The following is a 20,244-nucleotide window of genomic DNA, read 5'->3' on the forward strand; positions in this document are numbered from 1 at the left end:
TTTTTTATTAAAAAAATCATAAAAATACTTGACATAAAAGTGACTATCATGGTAGTCTAAAAGTGTAGTTAATAACTATTGCGATAGTCACTATCAACTACAATACTTAAATAAATATCTAAGAAAGGAAGATTGGTTATGAAAATAAAAAAATCTCTTATGGGTACAATGATGGCAGCTGCTATAGTATTAGGAGGAACAGGGTCAATATTTGCGAATGAAAATAGTAATGTATCTAATATTACATTAGATAAATTTGATTCTCTAATAAAATCAAGAATAAGTGAGCCTGCTGAATTAGAAAAGTATGGAGTAGAGTATTACACTTATGAAGAGTATGCTAAAAATATTGAAGATTTAAAAGCATATGCTAAAGACCCTAATGAAGTTAAAGATGTATCTGCAAAAGACCTTGAAAAGAGAATTAAAAAAATGGAACAAGATTTAGAGAAAATAAAAACTGAAGGATTGAAGATTATGAAACCTATTAGAGTAGAGACTGGAAATGGGCTTGTAATTTTCTGTGGTAGATAATCTACTCAGCTTGTAGTGTTGACATTGCTTTTTTATTAAAAAGTTTATAAAAATGCTTGACAGAAAAGTGACTATTGTGATAGTCTAAAGATGTAGTTAATAACTATTGCAATAGTCATTGCCGACTACAATACCCAAATAAATCTTTAAGAAAGGAAGATTGGTTATGAAAATAAAAAAATCCCTTTTAAGTACAATGATAGTATCTGCTATGATACTAGGAGGAACTGGAGCAGTATTTGCGAATGGAAATGATTCCTCTAATATTACATTAGAGAAATTTGATTCTCTAATAAAATCAGGAATAACTGAGCCTGCTGAATTAGAAAAGTATGGAGTAGAGTATTATACTTATGAAGAATATGCTAAACATATTGAAGAATTAAAGGCATATGCTAAAGACCCTAATGCAACTAAAGATGTAAGTCAAGAGGACCTTGAAAAAACAATTAAGATAATGGAACAAGAGTTAGAAAAGATAAAAACTGAAGGATTAAAAATTATGAAGCCTATCACTATAGAAAATGAAGATGGGACTCAAGTTTCAGTTTCTTCAAGTTTTGTAGCAACTAATTAGTGTTAAATATAATCTCAAAGATATCTTAAAACCCTAAATAAGCGTGATTAAATACATTAGGCTACTGTGATGTAAACATGCAGTTGATGGTTATCTAAATATTCATCAACTGCACTACCCAAATGAAATTTAAGTTTGTTAAAGTGAAGTAAAAAAGTATTAAAAAAACTTAGACAAGTGTAATTGAATATATTGAGTAAGAATAAAATGAGACTCAGATAAGTAATAAAAGAGCTAAAGTCTAAGCTAAAAAGGAAGTAAGAATTAGAAGAAAAACAAAATAAAAGTAAATCAAGTCAAAGTAAAAGTATTAAACCCAATTTATAATGTTAACATTTTTTAATGTATGTTAAGAAATGTTAACATTATTTTTTTTTATCCAAAATAATAATTCAAACATTCTGAAAATTCTAACGAAAATTAAATATTATCTATTAGATTCATTAAAAGTTAAAGGAAATAATCAATTTAGTATTTTTAAAAGGGGTTTTAAAAAATTTAAACTTCTTGGCATAACAATTGCTTAATACATAAAGTAATAATATGATTATAAATTTGTGGATTAATTTTATCATTATTTACTTATCAATACCTATACTATGTTGATAATAAATATATGTTGATAGCTTTTAAAATGTATCATAACAAGTACACTAAGCTATTAAAAGCGTATTATTTTTAAGGGGGGAGAGTAATGAAACAATTGCTTACAGGAAATGAGGCAGTAGCACGTGGAGCTTATGAAGCAGGAATATCTTATGCAGCTGCTTATCCAGGAACACCAAGTACTGAAATATTAGAAAATATAGCACTATATAAAGATGACATAATTGCAGAGTGGGCACCAAATGAAAAAGTAGCAGTAGAGTCTGCAATAGGGGCATCTATTGCAGGTGGAAGAGCACTTGCAGCTATGAAACATGTTGGAGTAAATGTAGCAGCAGACCCAATATTTACATATGCGTATATGGGAGTAAATGGTGCAATGATTATTGTATCTGGAGATGACCCTGGAATGCATTCATCACAAAATGAACAAGATAATAGACACTATGCTAAATTTGCAAAAATAGCTATGATAGAGCCAAGCAATAGCCAAGAATGTAAAGATATGTTAAAAGTAGCTGTTGAAATAAGTGAAAAATACGATACTACAGTCTTATTCAGAATGGTTACAAGAGTATGTCACAGTAAAGGTCTTGTTGAGTTGGGAGAAAAAGAAGAAACAGTTGTAAAAAAATATGAAAGAAATCTTTCTAAATTTGATGCTATACCAGCTACTTCAAGAGTACTTAGAGTTAAACTTGAAGATAGATTAAAAAAACTCGAGGAGTTTTCTAATGAAACAGATTTAAACTTTATAGAATGGAATGATAAAAAAATTGGTGTAATAACTTCAGGGGCTTCTTATGAGTATGCTAAAGATGTGTTTGGGGATACTGTATCATATTTGAAATTAGGATTTACGTATCCTCTCCCAACTAAGAAAATTAGGGAGTTTACAGAACAAGTAGATACTGTTTATGTAATTGAGGAATTGGAACCTTATATAGAAGAACATTTAAAAGAGAATAATATACCTTGTATTGGAAAGGAAAAGATACCTAATATAGGCGAGTTAAACCCAGATATCATAGCACAATCAATTTTAGGAGAAAAAAGAGAACTGATAGAATATAGTAAAGAAAAGATAGTAGGCAGACCACCAACATTATGTGCAGGATGTCCACATAGAGGATTTTTCTATGAGTTAGGAAAAGTTAAAAATGTACTTATAAGTGGAGATATAGGCTGTTATGGACTTGGAGGAGCAGAGCCTTTAAATGCTAAGGATACTTGTATATGTATGGGAGGTGGTCCAGGAGTAGCTCATGGGGCACAAAAAATATTTACTAAAAATAATATTAATATGAGAACTATAAGTACAATAGGAGATTCGACATTCTTCCATACAGGAATAAATGGGCTTATAGATATAATCTACAATAAAAGTAATACTGTAACATGTATTCTTGATAACAGAATTACTGGTATGACAGGGCATCAAGAGAATCCTGGAACTGGATTTTCATTACAAGGTGATGTTACTGAAATGATGGATATAGAAACTATAGTAAAAGCTTTAGGATGTAAGAATATAAAAGTTGTAAACCCTAATAAGTTGGATGAAGTTAAAGGGGCATTAGCATGGGCTTTATCAATTGATGAACCTTCAGTAATAATTACGAGATGGCCATGTGCATTAAAAAAATTCACGGAAGATGACAAAAAGAGATTTGACCTTATACCATCAGTTTGTAGTGTAGATGATGAGAAGTGTATTGGATGTAAGAAATGTCTTACAACAGGATGTCCAGCTCTGAGATTTGATAAATCTAAAAAGAAATCAAGTATAAATCAAGCTCAATGTGTAGGTTGTACAGTATGTGCACAAGTATGTCCAGTAAATGCTATAAAAAAGGTTGGTGAAAAATAATGAAAAAGGTTAAAAATGTATTGCTATCAGGTGTAGGGGGGCAAGGTACTGTTTTAGCAAGTAAAATACTTTCTGCTGGTCTTATTGATGCTGGATATGATGTTAAGATGTCAGAAGTCCATGGAATGGCTCAAAGAGGAGGAAGTGTAACAACTCAAGTTAGATATGGTGAAAAAGTACATTCTCCTATACTTGGAAAGGGAGATGTTGATGTGCTAGTTTCATTTGAGACTATGGAAGCTTTGAGATATCTTGATTTTCTAAAACCTGATGGTAAATTAGTAGTGAATGACTATGAAATGCCTTCAGCACCAATTTTAACAGGTAGGGTGGATTATCCTGAAAATATAATAGATGATATTAAAGAAAAAGTGGATGCAACTGTAATAAAGGCAGTTGATATTGCAAGAGGTCTTGGAAATGAAAAAGTTATGAATGTGGTTCTTTTAGGAGCATTGATTAAAGCTTTACAGGTAGAAAATGATATAGATTGGGAAAAAATAGTGTCACAACAAGTTAAGCCTAAGTTTATAGAAATTAATATAAAGGCTTTAAAAGAAGGGATGAGTATCTAAAAAATAAAAATGAAGTTATAAGTATGTAAATGTATAGAAAAAATAACTGTAAATGAAACATATATAAGGCTATAAAATTAGATGATTAAAAAACAAAATAAATAAAGGGTTAGGGTAAGAGAATAAGTACAAAATAAATTGTATAGATGATTGTAGAGAAGGCTAGTTGAAAACTAGATAAAGGGTTAGGGTGGAAAAAAATTACAAAACAAATTGTATAGATGATTGTAGAGAAGGCTAGTTAAAAACTAGATAAAGGGTTAGGGTGGAAAAAATTACAAAATAAATTATAAGATGATTGTAGAAAAGGCTAGTTAAAAACTAGATAAAGGGTTAGGGTGGAAATCAATTACAAAATAAATTATAAGGTGATTGTAAATAAGACTAGTTGAAAACTAGATAAAGGGTTAGATGAAAAGATAAATAAAAATTAAGATTAAAATACAATCATTTAAAAATAGAATTTTATAAATTTAATTATGGAAAATGAATATCTAATAGGCAATATTAATAAATAATTACAGATAGATTGTAAATTAAATAAATCTTTGACAGGAAGGAGAACTATTTATATATTAAATAGGATTTATAATATGAAAAAAGGCGATTTTATATGGAGTGGAATTCTTATTTGTATTATTGCTATATTAGCGATACCAAGTAGTAGAGAAGTATTTATGGCAGCAACAGGTGCACATCCATATATTGGAGGTTTTTTCAAGTTTGCTGTACTAGCCACAATGGGAGATTTGCTTGGTGCTAGAATTTTGCATAAAGACTGGAAAATACCAGTAGGAGTCTTTTACAGAGCAATAGTCTGGGGAATAATAGGTGTAGTTACCACATATGCTATGTCAATCTACTCAGCAGGTGTAGGTCAAGCACAAGTGGATGGTATGCTTCCATTTGAGGGAATAGCTTTTGCTAATGCTTTATTTAAGAGTGCAACCATGAATATACTAATGTCACCTACTGTATTTTTATTCCATAAGGTTATGGACTGTTTTATAGACAAAAAATATGAAGTTGAAAAAGGGATTAAGGTAACACTTAAAGATGTGGTAAATATTGTGGACTGGAATGCTTATCTTGGTTTTAGTGTTTTAAAGACCATACCATTTTTCTGGATACCATGCCACACAATTGTATTCTTATTCCCTGCTGAATATAGGGTAATTGCATCTGCATTTGCATCTATAGCTTTAGGGCTAATCTTAGCTTTAGCTAATAAATCTAAAGTTGCAAGTTAAGTTTAGTGATGAAGTAAAAGGTATTATTTAAACTAGGAATAATCTTTTAAAATAGTAATAGTATTATTATATTTATAATACGTAATATTTTCATTATAATTTAACATTATAATTAACATTTTATTAAATTTCAAAATAAAAATAAGATTTTAAAGAAAGCTAAATTTGCGAGTACTGTTTTTAAGAAGCTTAAAATCCCCCATTTAAAGTTTTAAGATTCTAAAACAATAAGTTATAACTACAAAAATGGCTGTTAGGACTATGATACTTAGAAGTTAAAATACTTATAGTATATCTTAGTTCGTAACAGCCATTTTTATTTTTAGCCAATAATTTAAAATAAATTCTAACTTGAGTCTTAAATTAAAGGGTTTAAAGAAGCTATTCTAGTTGTAGCCACATAAACTCTAGATATTTCATACCATGTTTTAAAATCTACTACTCCACTTTGAGGTAAACCAAAGATTCCTTGGAATATTTTAACTGCATTTTCTGTGTCTGTTCCATAGATACCATCTTCTCTTACTTTTGGGATAGCTGGGTAAGAGTTAGATATAGCATTTAACTGATTTTGTATAGTTCTAACATACTGTCCAGAAGAACCAACCTGTAGTGTAGTACCAGGGAATGATACAGGAACACCACTTACTATAGGTGCTTTTTCAAATACTATCTCATCTCCATAGAAATATCTTAGTATACCTTCATAGTCGTACCCTTGGTCTCCTAAGTCTTTGCTACCCCATTGAGTCATTTGGTCAGGACATTGAGATTTCTGACCATCACAGTATTGTGCTAATAAGGGCTGTCTTGCTGTGGGAGGTCTTTTTATAAATGTATTGAATATAGCATCTACAGCTACGTTAATTGGTTCAAATAAGTTTCTATTATTTATAAATTTATGGTCATATGCTGTTGATGAGGTTATTGTAAAATTATAGCCTTTATTTCTATACCATTCAGTGAAGACCCTATTTAGAGTAAATGATATTATAGCTATTATATTTGCATAAATTGTCTGTTCAGGCCAAGTTGAATATATTTCAGATGATGCTATATTTTTAATGTACTCTTTAAATGGAATCCAATAGTTTGGAGCTGATGAATTTTCTGGTAAACCATCATGAACTACTATAAATTCAGGTACTACAGGGTTATCTAATACAACGAAACCAGTAGGAGGTGGTAATGGTTTTAAATTACTTTCTGGAATCTTAGGAGGATAAGTACCAAATAAAGTATGTTCTCCTATGTCAAAAATCAATTCACTTTGTCTTGAGAAAGAACGTTTACTTCTTGTTCTAGGAAACATGGGAACTCCCTGTCTCGCTTCAATTGTAGCTAATAACTGTGTTCCTTCTATGACAACTGTTTCATATCCATCTGCTATGGCTTCTACTATATACTGGCTGTAAGGCCTAACATCAGATGGTTGTAGAGAGTAATCTACATCTGGTGCTGGTAATACTAATCCAATCACTTGACCAGATTCATTACTTGTTAGGTTTTGGTATAAAGTTGATGAGCTTTGGCTACCATTAGACATTGAATATATGTTTACTGTTGCATTTTGAATAGGTCTATTGTTAGTAGCATCGATTATACTTACTGTTAAGAAACCATCTTGCATCAAATCACCCTTTCTTTAAATGAATTTAGTTCCCTTATATTTCAAGATATGAATATAGCTTGAAATTTGTTAAATAATATAGATATAAATTTAAATTTTTTTAATGTTTTAGTATATTTGATTTTTAATAATTTAATGTGTATTTGAGAGTGTATTTAAAACAAAATAAGTTAAAAATAAATAGATGCTATAAAACAGAAATGGATTAAGAATTTTGAGCAGAAATGAATTAAAAATTTTGAAAGGAAAATAATCTATGAAGCTGGATTTATTTTTATTGGCAATAGTTCCTATACTAATAGGTCTGTTTTGGATAAGGTCTAAAGATAGATATTGCAGAGAACCTCTAATTCATTTAATTAAATTTTTTCTAATAGGTGCTTTTTTGAGTATTATAATTATACTTCTAGAAAATTTAATGATGAAATTTAATGTATTTGAAGGATATTCAGAACTAATATATGTATCATTTGTAGTTGCAGGGCTTGTGGAAGAAGGTGTAAAAGCTCTGATACTAATTCCTGCACTAATTAAAGAAAAACATTTCACGGAAAAACTAGATGGCATTATTTACTCTGTATTTTTAGCTTTGGGGTTTGCAACAATTGAGAATATAGTCTATATTTTTTCTGAGAGTGGCAATTTAGCACTTCAAGTTGGTATTAATAGAGCGATTATCTCTATCCCAGCTCATGTAATGTTTGCTATTACTATGGGATATTATATTTCTAAGTATAAGTTTGAAGGAAATAAAAGCAAAAGACGTGAGTACTTATTTATGGCTGTATTGATTCCAATTTTATTACATGGAGTTTTTGATTTTATATTGATGATAGAATATAGATGGGCTATTATATTACTTATAGTTTATGTGATAATGTTGTGGAAGATAAATCTCGATAAACTTGAGAAATATATGAATCACTCTAAAAAAGTGTTTTTCGGTAATCTTAAGAAAAAGAAGAGAAAATAGAGTTCAAAAGAAAAACATAAACAATTAAAAGTATTAAATGACAGACAAGCAAAGCAGATTGAAGGGGGATTATAGATTTGGCAAACTTACCAAAAGAATTTTTAGAAGATATTAGAGAAATACTACAAGATGAATATGATGATTTTATAAAAAGTTATGATGAAGACAAGACTACTGGTCTTAGAATAAATACATTAAAAATTGATAAGAACAAACTCTTGGATTTAAATTTGTTCGATTTACATCAAATACCATGGGCAGAAGAGGGTTTTTATTATGATGATAAAATCAATAGACCTGGTAGAAATCCACTGCATGAGGCTGGAGCATACTATTTGCAAGAGCCTTCTGCCATGAGTGTGATACCAAAAGCAGATATTAAAGAGGGGGATAAAGTACTCGATATGTGTGCTGCTCCTGGTGGGAAATCTACATATATACTGTCTGAATTAAATGATACAGGTCTATTGGTTTCCAATGAGATTAATGCGAGTAGAATTAAGGCTTTAGGTGAAAACCTAGAGCGATTTGGAGCGAGAAATTGTATTATAACAAATACTGATTCTAAAAGCTTAAGGAAGGCATTTAATGGGTATTTTGATAAGGTGATTATAGATGCACCTTGTTCTGGTCAGGGCATGTTTAGAAAGGATGAGGTTGCCATATCAGATTGGAGTTATGCAAAGGTATTAGAATGTCAATCCATTCAAAAAGAAATTATAAGAGATGGATATAAAATGTTAAAGAAGGATGGCATTTTAATTTATTCAACATGTACTTTTTCAAGAGAAGAAAATGAACATGTTATAAATGAGTTTATTAGTGAATATAAACATGCAGAACTTATTGAAATGGAAAGGTTATGGCCTCATAAAATAAAGGGAGAAGGTCATTTTGTTGCCAAAATAAAAAAATTAGAAGACGAAGAGTGTAATGTCAAGGAATTAAAAATAAAAAATTTAGATAAAGAAATAAAGGATTATAGGGAGTTTGAAAAGAAATTTTTAAAGGTTGATTTTTATAGTAATAAAAAAAATAAATTTTATTTAAGAGGAGAAAACTTGTACCTACTTCCAGAAGTATATCCAGATACGAAAAAACTGAAAGTATTGAGATACGGTTTGCATTTAGGGGTTTTAAAGAAGAATAGATTTGAGCCTTCTCATGCACTATCTCATTATTTAAAGGTTGAAGATGTAAAAAATGTCGAAAACTTTAGTGTACAGAGTGAGTCACTTCTTAAATACTTAAAAGGGGATGTTGTAAATTCTAATGAAAGTAGAGGCTGGGTTTTGGTATCGGTTGAAGGTGTACCTTTAGGCTGGGGAAAAGAGTCTGCTGGTGTAATTAAGAATCATTATCCTAAAGGTCTTAGAAAATTATTTTAAACTAGTAGAAAAAAGAAGTATAATATTTATATTGTAAGTTTATGGTAGATTATTTTGCTGTAGATTGACTTAATATTTAATACAGAGGAGACGATTTTAGTGGGTGAAGCAGTTAAAAAAGAAGTTGTAGAATGGATAAAAGTGATTGTCATAGCTCTTGTTTTGGCATTTGCTATAACTCGTTTTATAGTGCCAACAATAGTTAAGGGAGAATCAATGTATCCTACACTGGTTGAACGTGATTACCTAATAGTTAATAGAATCGCGTACAAGGTAGGAGAGCCAAAATACAAAGATATAATAGTATTCAAAACCGACTTAACAGAAGAAAATGGAAAGAAAAAAGATTTAGTAAAAAGAGTCATTGGGGTTCCTGGTGACCATGTGAAAATAGAAGACTCCAAGGTATATGTAAATGATAAATTGTTAAATGAGACTTCCTATATACATAATAATCGTACTGATGGAGATATTGATATAGTAGTTCCAGAAGGAAAATTATTTGCGATGGGAGATAATAGAGAAAAAAGTTTAGATAGTAGATACGATGAGGTTGGATTGGTCGACGAGCATACCGTTTTAGGAAAGGTTCTAGTCAGATTGTATCCATTTTCTAAGATAGGAACTATTGACTAAACATATAAAATTTGGAGCAATCGCTGATTAACTGAAATCACCAGACCATGCACAATAGTTGTCTGTATAAAAAGACAACACCTTATTTAGTAGACTTATCTAAAAGATAATGTTAAAAAAGCATTATCAAAAAAGATAATATAACTATAAAGGAGAATTTGTGAATGAATGAAACTATTAAAGAAGAGATTGTAGAGTGGATAAAAATAATTATTACTGCACTTTTTTTTGCATTTATTATAACTCGTTTTATAAAACCAACACTAGTAAATGGAGAATCAATGTACCCGACGCTTAAATCACATGACTATTTGGTAGCAAATAGGATGACATATAAATTGTCAGAGCCAAAATGTGGAGACATAATGATATTTAAGACTGACTTATTACAAGACAATGGAAGAAAAAAAGAGCTTGTAAAAAGGGTTATAGGTGTACCTGGTGACCATCTAAAGATTAGGGATTCGAAGGTTTATATAAATGGCAAGTTATTAAATGAAGTTTCATATATACATGATAATTATACTGAAGGCGATATTGATATGGTGATTCCTAAGGGGAAAGTATTTGCGATGGGAGATAATAGAGAAATAAGTTTGGATAGTAGATATAAAGAAGTAGGATTAGTAGATGAACAAAATATTAAAGGAAAAGTTATTTTAAGGGTATTTCCTTTTACAGATATAGGTATTTTTGAGTAGGTGATTTGTATGGCAGTTGGTGTAGCATCCTTATTGTTTAATCTTGAGGAGGCTTTAAATATTTGTGAAAACATGAAGCAAATAACTCATTTAGAGATTGGAATTGACAATATATCTGAATGTAGTGAGTTACGTAAATATAAAGATAGAATTTCTAAGCTAGGATTATCTGTAGGGATACACTTACCTATGGAGTTAAATACTTGCGAAAATATAGAGTATATACGAAATTCATGGATAAATTTTATTGAGAAAATAGAATTTGAACTTAAAGGGTTTGATATAAGGTATTTTAATCTTCACTTGGGATATGTTATGACAAATAGAGTTAAAAAAAATAGGAACAAGTATTTAGACAATAGTGTAGACTTTTTAGACAAGATAAATACAAACTCGTATATATCTATAGAGAATACTTATTCAAAAAATGGGGATTTTTCAAATATTGGAAATATATCTTATGATTTTGAATATATATTTAATAGAATTAAAAATTCTAAGATTTGTTTTTGTTACGATACTGGACACTGTTTAATTGATGAGGATGATTATATAAAGAACTTGAAGGATAAAATAAAAGTGATACACTTAAGTGATAATGATGGTATCAATGATACACATGTAGGTATAGGAAAAGGAATTTTATCTGAAGAGGGGATTAAAGAGGTCTTAAAATTAGATGCAGAATATTTAATACTAGAAATAAATTACGAAGATATTGAAGATACTATAAGTAAATTGAATCGTATTGTAGGAGAGGGTTAAACACCTCTCTTTAACTTGTTAATATGCCTCGTTGATTAAAATTTGTATTCATCAAAAGGAAGGAGATGTTGAAGTGAAAAAAATAAACTTAAAAATAGACGGAAAAGACAAGGAATATTCATTAGAAGAAAACTCTTTAGGAATTAGGCTAGGGGATATAGCAAAAGAATTTTGTGATGAGCATAAGGGTTATATAACACTTGCTGTTGTAGATAATAAATTAAAAGAGCTAAATTGCAGAGTAAAGAATGATTGTGAGATAAATTTTTTAGATACTACTAATGAAGATGGGGAAAGAGTTTACTTTAGAGTCATGTCATTTGTATTTGTAATGGCTTGTAGAGAAATATTTTGGGATAGCAGAGTTACAATAGAACATTCATTATCTGATGGGCTATATTGTGAAGTTCATATAGAGAGAAAACTTAAAGAAGTGGATGTTGAAAATATAAAAAACAAGATGGAAGAGATAGTAAACAACGATTATATTATAGAAAAAATTGAAGTTACGAGAGATGAAGCTATTTCTATCTTTGAAAACAATGAAATGTATGAAAAAGCGGAGCTTTTAAAATATAAAGAGTATGACAGTGCTAAAGTATATAAGTGTAGAAACTATATAGACCATTTTTATGGGTATATGCTACCATCAACTGGTTATATAAAATCATTTGATATTAAACTTTACAATGGTGGAGTTATAATTCTAGGCCCTAGTGAAGAAGATAAGACTAAACCTATGAAATTTATACCTCAACCCAAGTTATCAAGTGTGTATTATGAAGCAGAAGAATGGTCGAGACTTATGGGAATTGACAAGGTAGTGTCACTTAATAAGATAATAGAAAACAATGAATATGGAGACATAATAAGAACATTTGAAGCGTTACATGAAAAAAAATTATCTCAAATAGCAGACATGATAAAAGATAATAATAAGAGAGTAATCTTAATAGCAGCTCCATCTTCATCTGGAAAAACAAGTTTTGCTCATAGATTATCTATACACCTTAGAGTGAATAATTTAAATCCTATTTCGATTTCTTTAGATGACTATTTTATAGACAGAAAACATACTCCTTTAGACGAATATGGAAATTATGATTTTGAATCAATTTATGCTATAGATTTAGAGAAATTTAACTTCGACTTAAAGAGACTTTTAGCAGGTGAAGAAATTGATGCTATAAGATTCAACTTCAAAGAAGGAAAGAGAGAATATACTGGTAAAAAAATAAAGATAGACTCTAATCAACCGATTATATTAGAAGGTATACACGGGCTAAATCCTATTTTAACATCATCTATACCAGAAGAAGATAAATTTAAGATATACATAAGTGCCCTTACTCAAATAAATTTGGATGACCATAATAGAATTCCTACTGCTGATTTGAGAATGATAAGAAGAATTGTTAGAGATTATAATTTTAGAGGTTATAGTGCTGATAATACTATTTTACAATGGGCATCAGTTAGAAGAGGAGAAAAGAAGAATATATTCCCATATCAAGATGAAGCAGATGCTATATTTAATTCTGCTTGTGTATATGAGTTAGCAGTTTTGAAGCGATTTGCTAAGCCTTTGTTGGAGGAAATAAAAGAAGATAATCCTGCGCACATTGAAGCAACTAGACTACTAAAGTTTTTACAATATTTTGTAGAGCTAGACGATACTTCTGATATACCAGGAACTTCAATTCTTAGGGAATTTATTGGAGGAAGTAAAATAGTGGATTAATTTGGTCTATAGTATTTGTTTTTAGATTTGTTAGTAAATAAGAGAGGCTGTCTCAAAATAGAGATAAGCCTCTTTTTCATTGTTGAAATAATAAAAATATATTTGATTTCATACAAAAAAGAGTGCCTCATGAACTAAATAATTCTTTTGAGACACCCCCTTTTATTTTGCTATAATAGTTACAAATTTTAAAATATATATTAGAATCTATTTGAAGACATGAAGACATGAAGACATGAAGACATGAAGACATGAAGACATGAAGACATGAAGACATGAAGACATGAAGACATGAAGACATGAAGACATAAAAACATAAAAACATAAAAATTTGGAGTTTAAAAGGTTGAACTATTAAACTACTTAAACATCTAAATTGAGTGAAAAATGAATAAATTCTTGTAAAAAATAGTTTTAAAGTATAATTTTTTTTAACACTGTTTTATTATAGTATAAATCTGTGCTAAAATAGAATATATAACATAATATAAGAGGTGCCTATGAATACGTTAGATGAGACATTATTAAAAGAAATTATAAGTTCTAATAAGAAGTATACTAATTATGGACAAGTCGCTAGTTACATACCAGAATTAAAAAATGCTAGAAGAAATGATTTAGGAATTTGTATAATAGATAGCGAAAATAATCTTTACAGTGCTGGAAATTGTAGCACAAAGTTTACTATACAGAGTATTTCAAAACCAATTGTGCTTGCTATGGCACTTATGGACAATGACTGGGAAGACGTTTTTTCAAACGTTGGAATGGAGCCAAGTGGAGACCCATTTAATTCTATAATGAAACTTGAAATTAATGACACAAAAAAACCCTGTAATCCAATGATAAATGCAGGAGCTATAGTAACCACTTCTCTTATAAATGGGAGCTGTTTGGAAGAAAAAGAAGAAAGAATGCTTAGTTTTTTTAGGAGATTGGCAAAAAATGATAATATAGGAATAAACTATGATGTCTATAAGTCTGAAAAAATGACTGGAGATAGAAACAGAGCAATGGCTTACTTATTGAAAAGTGATGGATTTATCAGAGGTAATGTAGAGGATGTTTTAGACCTTTATTTTAAACAATGCTCAATTGAGATAGATTCTGTAGATTTGGCGAGAATTGGCATAAATCTTGCTAACTATGGAGTAGACATAGAAAATGGTGAGCATTTGATGAGTGAAATGGTTTCTAGAATTGTCAAAACATTTATGATGACTTGTGGAATGTATGATGCTTCTGGGGAATTTGCTATTAAAGTTGGCATTCCTGCAAAATCTGGAGTTGGGGGTGGTATAATGGCTTCTGTGCCAGGGCGTATGGGTATTGGTGTTTATGGACCTGCACTTGACAAAAAAGGTAACAGCGTCGCAGGAGTTAAAGTTTTAGAGGAGTTGTCAAATAAATTAAAATTAAATATTTTTTAAAATTTTAAGAAAGGATTTTTTTGACAACAACATATAATTTAATATATAATTAAATTGTAAAGAAATATGAATTAAATAAATTTTTTAGGAGGGGTCAATGAAAGAGGTATTGGTATTACGAGATTTGGAGTGCATAAAGGCTATTGCGCATCCACGTAGAATAGATATTCTAAAAGCGTTTGACAAATCGCCATTGTCAGCAAAACAATTATCTCAATTATTGGAAGAACCTCATGCAAAAATAAACTACCATATAAAAATGTTATACAAAGTTGGTATTTTAGAATTAGTTGAGGAAAAAATAAAGTCGGGGATTGTGGAAAAATACTATTATCCAAGCGCAAAAAATGTGGTTATAGGGAATAGGATACTTAATTTTTCTTTAGACAATGGGGAAGAAAAAGAAGAATTGTACATATCAAAATTTGAAAACATGAGTGAAGTTTTTTATAAGGCAGCAGAAGAAGATGTTTTAGAAAATGAAAATATAGTTGATTATCATGATATTTCTCTTACTCACGATGAATTAGTTGAACTTAATGATGCTATGAAGTCAAAGATAGATGAAATTTTAAATAAAAGACAACACAACGTTGAAGGTTCTAAGTATGATATAGCTATGGTTGTAATTCCTACACTTGAGGAAGAATGTCCTAGTTAGAACCATTAATTATGGATTAATTAAAAACATAAGGTTAGAGATTGAACATCAGAATTTACTTAATAATCAAAAAATATTTTTTGGTATGAGTAAAACAATGATTTTTAGTCTCTATTTTTTTGTTTGATTATATAATTGGATAGTAAAAGAAATATAATTGACTTGTAAAGTGTATATAATTAAGTTGTAGGAGATATATAATTGGATTGCAAAAGAAATACAATTAGACTGTAGGAGATATATAATTGAATTGCAAAAGAAATACAATTAGATTGTAGGAGATATATAATTGAATTGTAAAAGAAATACAATCAGATTGTAGGAGATATATAATTGAATTGTAAGAAAAATATAATTAGATTGCAAAAGAAATATAACTGGATTGTAAGGTATATAGATTATAATATGTAAGAAGTGACTAAATAATTTATAAAGAGTATGTAAGATTATAATATTTGAAATTTCTTAAAATGGGTATAATTAAATTGTAAATATTAAAATTTAAAATTAATATACATGAAATTAATTGTAGTTACATTAAATTACAGTTGCATTAAAATAAAAACTTATTTGTTAGAAACTTATAATTAAAATTTAGTACGAGTTTAAGTACAAACAAAAGGAGATTAATATGATTAAATTAGGAACACATCTTTCAATAGCAAAAGGATTTGCTAAGGCAGCTGAGACAGCTGTATACATTGATGCAAATACATTTCAATTTTTTAGTAGAAATCCAAGAGGAGGAAATGCTAAAGAATTTGATGAAAAAGATATAGCTAAATTTCAGGAGATTAGAAAGGCAAATAATTTTGCACCACTACTTGCACATGCTCCATATACTATGAACTTAGGTGGAATAAAGGAAGATGTATACGAATTTGCGACAAGAGTTATAGATGAGGATATAAGAAGGATGGACTCGTTAGGAATTGAATACATGTGTTTTCACCCAGGTAGTCATGTAGGTGGTGGAATAGATTTTGGTATAGACAGAATAGTAAAAGGATTGAATAATGCTATTAAGGGTGATGAAAATATAACTATACTTCTTGAAACTATGTCAGGAAAAGGAACTGAAATAGGATTTAAGTTTGAGCAATTAAAAAGTATAATAGACGAAATTGAACACAAAGAAAAAATAGGTGTGTGTCTTGATACATGTCATATTTTTTCAGCTGGTTATGATATAGTGAATGATTTAGATGGAGTCTTAGAAGAATTTGACAAGATTATAGGTATAGATAAGTTAAAAACTGTTCACCTAAATGATAGCATGATGCCATTTGGAGATAAAAAAGACAGACATGCTCCTATAGGGGAAGGAAAGATAGGATTAAAAGCATTAATTGATTTTATGGAGCATCCTAGTCTGAAACACCTACCATTTTTCTTAGAAACTCCTTTTGATGATGAAGGTCATAAGAGAGAACTTAAGATGATAAAAGAGATATTATCTAGTAAATAAAATTTCATTTACGATATACAATTCTAATAGAATATAAATATATTGCAAAGATTCTCATAATTTGTTGTATAATTAAAGATGATACATTTATATTATATAAAAATTAATTAAAGTTAGGTGGGGAAAGATATGAGAAATTTGGGCAATACCAATATGAAAATAAAGAGAGTTGGTTTTGGGGGAATTCCAATACAAAGAATTACTCAAGAAGATACTAACTTAGTTATAAATGAGTTAGAAAAGCAAGGGATAAACTTTATTGACAGTGCAAGAGGGTATACAATAAGTGAGGAAGCAATTGGAATTGCTATTGAAGGAAAAAGAGATAAATTTTTCTTAGCTACTAAAAGTATGTCTAGAGATTATGACTCAATGAAGAGAGATGTTGAGATAAGTTTAAATAATTTCAAAACTGATTTTATAGATTTATATCAATTCCATAATGTTAAAGAAGAGGAATATGACAATCTTTTTAAAGATAAAATGGCTTATAATGCTCTTCTAGAGGCAAAAGAGCAAGGGAAGATAAAACACATTGGTATAACTAGCCATAATTTAAATACTATAGAAAAGGCAATAGAAGATGGGAAATTTGATACTATACAATTTCCTTACAATATAGTTGAAGGTCAAGCAGATGAAGTATTTAAAAAAGCTCATGAAAAAGGAATTGGTATAATAGTAATGAAGCCTTTAGCTGGAGGAGCTTTAGATAATGCTACACTAGCTATTAAGTACATATTGTCTAAAGACTATATAGATGTAGTTATACCAGGTATGGAGAGTGTTGAACAGGTTAGACAGAATGTTGCTGTACTTGAAAATCTTGTACTAGATGAAAAAGATAATAAAGAAATTGAGGAAATAAGAAATTCTTTAGGCAAAAAATTCTGTAGAAGATGTGAATACTGCATGCCTTGTGCTGTTGGAATAAATATACCATTGAGCTTTTTATGTGAAGGATATTACACTCGATATGGATTAAAAGAGTGGGCTAAAGAAAAATATGAGGTTATGGATGTTAAACCTACTGAGTGTATTGACTGTGGTCTTTGTGAGAGCCGATGTCCATATGAACTTCCTATAAGAGAAATGTTGAAGACTGTTGTCGAAAAATTAGGATAGATTTTATTTATTGAAATCGGTGTAGTAAGTTTACTCCGATTTCTTTTTATATGGATATGCTTTATTTATGTGAATATGGCTTTGTATACAAATATTAAATTTATATGAGTGCAGTAATTTTATAAGTATTAAATTTACATAGCTACAAGTATCATATAAATTTAAAATTTGTGTAAGTATAGCTATAGCGCAAATATTATTATAGTTTCAAATGATATAGCATTACTATAGTATCAAGTAGTATATAAAATATTTATTTCTCAAAAATATTATAGGATATATCGTATTTAGATACTGGATAAAGCTCAATTTCAACCCTAGGGTTATCTTTATCTATAAAGTCGAATAAAAGTACTGGTTTAAGTTGTTTATCATTTTTTATTATTCCACTTTTTTCAATACCATCACAAATACTCTTTGGATAATTATGTAAGTCCCCCATTCTCTTGTTTGGGAAGTATAATTTTAAAACAGTTATTAGATTTTCTTCAACAGTTTCTCCTTGATACTGTTGGTTTATAAAACCTGCAATCATGTTTTCGTATGCAAGATACTTAGAATACTTTCCCTTTGAAGGCATCCATGCTTGACCATTTATATTATGAAGTTTAAAATTAGATTTACTAATGGGTCTACCTGGAATTGTTATTTTAATCAAATTGTTCACCATCCTTATACAGTATTTATTATAATCTGTGGATGCTTTAAAAGCAAATTCTTATTTGTGATGTTTTTATAAGTGATAAATTTATAGAGGATAAAATTTATCTGTCTATTATGAGTACTAATTTTAAAGATATAGGGTGTATTATTGTAAATCAAAGTTATATTTAATCTTGTAGTTGTAAATTATGAGTATAAGGTGTATTACATTGTTGAAAGTAGATAAATCATATTATATTAAAATGGAGAATAGATGACAATTTAATTATATGGTGGAATCTGAGTTATGTAAGTATTGAAGTAAAATAGCTAAATCATATCAGTAAGACAATTACTAAAAAAATAGTAAGAAAAAAGTTTGAAATGTGTTGATATTGTAAAATAATAAGAGTTAGAGCGTATAAAATAGTTATATTAAAGAACAAATGGATATTATTATAGAGAGATGAGACTTATATTATAATTTAGTTCATTTTATAATATAGTAATAATAATTGTAGTTTTATAACTTAAATTAAATAGGTTAAATAGATTAAGTAGGAATAAATAGATTAAGTAGGAATAAATAGGTTAAGTAGGTTAAATAAATTAAGTAGGAATAAACAGATTAAGTAGGAATAAACAGATTAAGTAGTATTAAATAGATTAAGCAGGAATAAATAGATTAAGTAGTATTAAATAGATTAAAAAGGAATAATTTTATGAATAATAAGGAATTAAAAGAATTTTGTAATCTTATAGGATTAAAGTGTGTAGGAATAGCTGGTATAGACAAGTATGATAATCTAAAAAAGATACTTGAAGATAGACAGGAAAAAGATTATTTGACTGGTATGGAAGAGCCAATAATTGAGAACAGAATTAACCCAAGAAATATAATGGAAGATGCTAATTCTATAATAGTATGTGCATTTCCATATCATATAAATAGACAAGAAAAGAATGAAAATTCAAATTTATCAAAATATTGTCATGGTAAGGACTATCATATTGTAGTAAAAGACTTTTTGCAACAAATTTGTGATTATATATCTGAAACGATAAAAGATTTTAAATACAAGATATTTGCTGATAATGGGCCACTAGTTGACAGATATTTAGCTTATTTATCAGGAATAGGATATTTTGGAATAAACAATAATATCATAACTGATGAATATGGTTCTTATATATTTATAGGATATATAGTAAATAATTATAAATTTGAAGAAGATAAACCACTAGAAAAAAGTTGTTTTAAATGTGGTAAGTGTGTAAAATATTGTCCGGGAAATGCTATATTAGGAAATTATGATATGAATCCCAAGAAATGTTTATCATATATAACTCAAAAAAAAGGAGATTTGTCAGAGGAAGAAAAGGCTGTGTTAAAGAGTAATAAAAAAGTATTTGGGTGCGATATTTGTCAAGAAGTATGTCCACATAATGTTGGAATACCAACAACTCATATTTTGGAGTTTAAAGAAAATATAATAGATTATTTGGATTATGATGAGGTACAAAATATTTCAAACAAAGAATTCAAAAGGAGATATGGGGATAGAGCATTTAGTTGGAGAGGCAGAAATATAATAAAGAGAAATATGGAAATAATTTTAGATAAGTATAATGACTAATAATAAGAGTCTATTTCATATACTTTAATGTGAAT

18 protein-coding genes are annotated in these 20,244 nt (G+C 29.0%); 16 read left to right on the top strand and 2 right to left on the bottom strand.

Annotated elements, in window-relative coordinates; genetic code table 11:
* Positions 1-138 precede the first annotated feature (138 nt).
* The 5 genes from ACTG45_RS03025 to ACTG45_RS03045 all read left to right on the top strand — a co-directional run bounded on the left by ACTG45_RS03025 (position 139) and on the right by ACTG45_RS03045 (position 5,412).
* Complete coding sequence (locus ACTG45_RS03025; RefSeq protein WP_479918090.1) at positions 139-534, top strand: hypothetical protein; 396 nt, start codon at positions 139-141, stop codon at positions 532-534.
* 166 nt (positions 535-700) lie between these two features.
* Positions 701-1,111: a hypothetical protein gene (locus ACTG45_RS03030; protein ID WP_021383191.1), complete on the top strand. Its 411-nt coding sequence runs from the start codon at positions 701-703 to the stop codon at positions 1,109-1,111.
* 694 nt (positions 1,112-1,805) lie between these two features.
* A complete protein-coding gene (gene iorA, locus ACTG45_RS03035) occupies positions 1,806-3,587 on the top strand; it encodes an indolepyruvate ferredoxin oxidoreductase subunit alpha (protein WP_479918091.1) in 1,782 nt (593 codons plus the stop codon).
* A complete protein-coding gene (locus ACTG45_RS03040; protein WP_479919789.1) occupies positions 3,587-4,162 on the top strand; it encodes an indolepyruvate oxidoreductase subunit beta in 576 nt (191 codons plus the stop codon). The genes iorA and ACTG45_RS03040 overlap by 1 nt, the downstream gene beginning before the upstream one ends.
* A 593-nt stretch (positions 4,163-4,755) precedes the next feature.
* Positions 4,756-5,412 carry a hypothetical protein gene (locus ACTG45_RS03045; RefSeq protein ID WP_479919790.1) on the top strand — a complete coding sequence of 219 codons (657 nt, stop codon included), beginning with the start codon at positions 4,756-4,758 and terminating at the stop codon, positions 5,410-5,412.
* A 358-nt stretch (positions 5,413-5,770) separates the two neighbouring features.
* Here the strand turns inward: ACTG45_RS03045 and sleC are convergent, their stop codons facing one another.
* Entirely contained in the window at positions 5,771-7,042 is a 1,272-nt protein-coding gene (gene sleC, locus ACTG45_RS03050) for a spore cortex-lytic germination protein SleC (protein WP_021383172.1), read from the bottom strand.
* Positions 7,043-7,298: 256 nt separating this feature from the next.
* On the opposite strand from sleC, the gene ACTG45_RS03055 reads away from it, so the two are divergent.
* The 10 genes from ACTG45_RS03055 to ACTG45_RS03100 all read left to right on the top strand — a co-directional run bounded on the left by ACTG45_RS03055 (position 7,299) and on the right by ACTG45_RS03100 (position 17,930).
* A complete protein-coding gene (locus ACTG45_RS03055) occupies positions 7,299-8,015 on the top strand; it encodes a PrsW family intramembrane metalloprotease (RefSeq protein ID WP_021383182.1) in 717 nt (238 codons plus the stop codon).
* A gap of 77 nt (positions 8,016-8,092) precedes the next feature.
* Positions 8,093-9,403 (top strand): RsmF rRNA methyltransferase first C-terminal domain-containing protein, encoded by a 1,311-nt coding sequence (locus ACTG45_RS03060; protein WP_479918094.1) that lies wholly within the window; start codon positions 8,093-8,095, stop codon positions 9,401-9,403.
* A gap of 99 nt (positions 9,404-9,502) precedes the next feature.
* Positions 9,503-10,039, top strand: a complete 537-nt coding sequence (gene lepB / locus ACTG45_RS03065; RefSeq protein WP_021383227.1) for a signal peptidase I — start codon at positions 9,503-9,505, stop codon at positions 10,037-10,039.
* A 164-nt stretch (positions 10,040-10,203) separates the two neighbouring features.
* Entirely contained in the window at positions 10,204-10,740 is a 537-nt protein-coding gene (lepB, locus tag ACTG45_RS03070) for a signal peptidase I (protein ID WP_021383221.1), read from the top strand.
* A 9-nt stretch (positions 10,741-10,749) separates the two neighbouring features.
* Positions 10,750-11,505, top strand: coding sequence for a sugar phosphate isomerase/epimerase family protein (locus ACTG45_RS03075; RefSeq protein ID WP_479919791.1), 756 nt, complete (start codon positions 10,750-10,752; stop codon positions 11,503-11,505).
* A gap of 73 nt (positions 11,506-11,578) precedes the next feature.
* Positions 11,579-13,246 carry a uridine kinase family protein gene (locus ACTG45_RS03080; RefSeq protein ID WP_479919792.1) on the top strand — a complete coding sequence of 556 codons (1,668 nt, stop codon included), beginning with the start codon at positions 11,579-11,581 and terminating at the stop codon, positions 13,244-13,246.
* Between the two features lie 500 nt (positions 13,247-13,746).
* Complete coding sequence (gene glsA, locus ACTG45_RS03085; RefSeq protein WP_021383210.1) at positions 13,747-14,676, top strand: glutaminase A; 930 nt, start codon at positions 13,747-13,749, stop codon at positions 14,674-14,676.
* Positions 14,677-14,773: 97 nt separating this feature from the next.
* Positions 14,774-15,337, top strand: coding sequence for an ArsR/SmtB family transcription factor (locus tag ACTG45_RS03090; RefSeq protein WP_021383224.1), 564 nt, complete (start codon positions 14,774-14,776; stop codon positions 15,335-15,337).
* 631 nt (positions 15,338-15,968) lie between these two features.
* Positions 15,969-16,805 (top strand): deoxyribonuclease IV, encoded by an 837-nt coding sequence (locus ACTG45_RS03095; protein WP_479919793.1) that lies wholly within the window; start codon positions 15,969-15,971, stop codon positions 16,803-16,805.
* Positions 16,806-16,934: 129 nt separating this feature from the next.
* Positions 16,935-17,930, top strand: a complete 996-nt coding sequence (locus ACTG45_RS03100) for an aldo/keto reductase (protein ID WP_479918097.1) — start codon at positions 16,935-16,937, stop codon at positions 17,928-17,930.
* Between the two features lie 253 nt (positions 17,931-18,183).
* Here the strand turns inward: ACTG45_RS03100 and ACTG45_RS03105 are convergent, their stop codons facing one another.
* Positions 18,184-18,588, bottom strand: coding sequence for a RusA family crossover junction endodeoxyribonuclease (locus tag ACTG45_RS03105; protein ID WP_021383211.1), 405 nt, complete (start codon positions 18,586-18,588; stop codon positions 18,184-18,186).
* A 706-nt stretch (positions 18,589-19,294) separates the two neighbouring features.
* Between ACTG45_RS03105 and queG the strand changes: the two genes are divergently transcribed.
* Positions 19,295-20,209: a tRNA epoxyqueuosine(34) reductase QueG gene (gene queG, locus ACTG45_RS03110; RefSeq protein ID WP_479919794.1), complete on the top strand. Its 915-nt coding sequence runs from the start codon at positions 19,295-19,297 to the stop codon at positions 20,207-20,209.
* The last annotated feature ends 35 nt before the right edge of the window (positions 20,210-20,244 follow it).

The sequence above is a fragment of the Clostridioides sp. LIBA-7602 genome, from assembly GCF_056688945.1.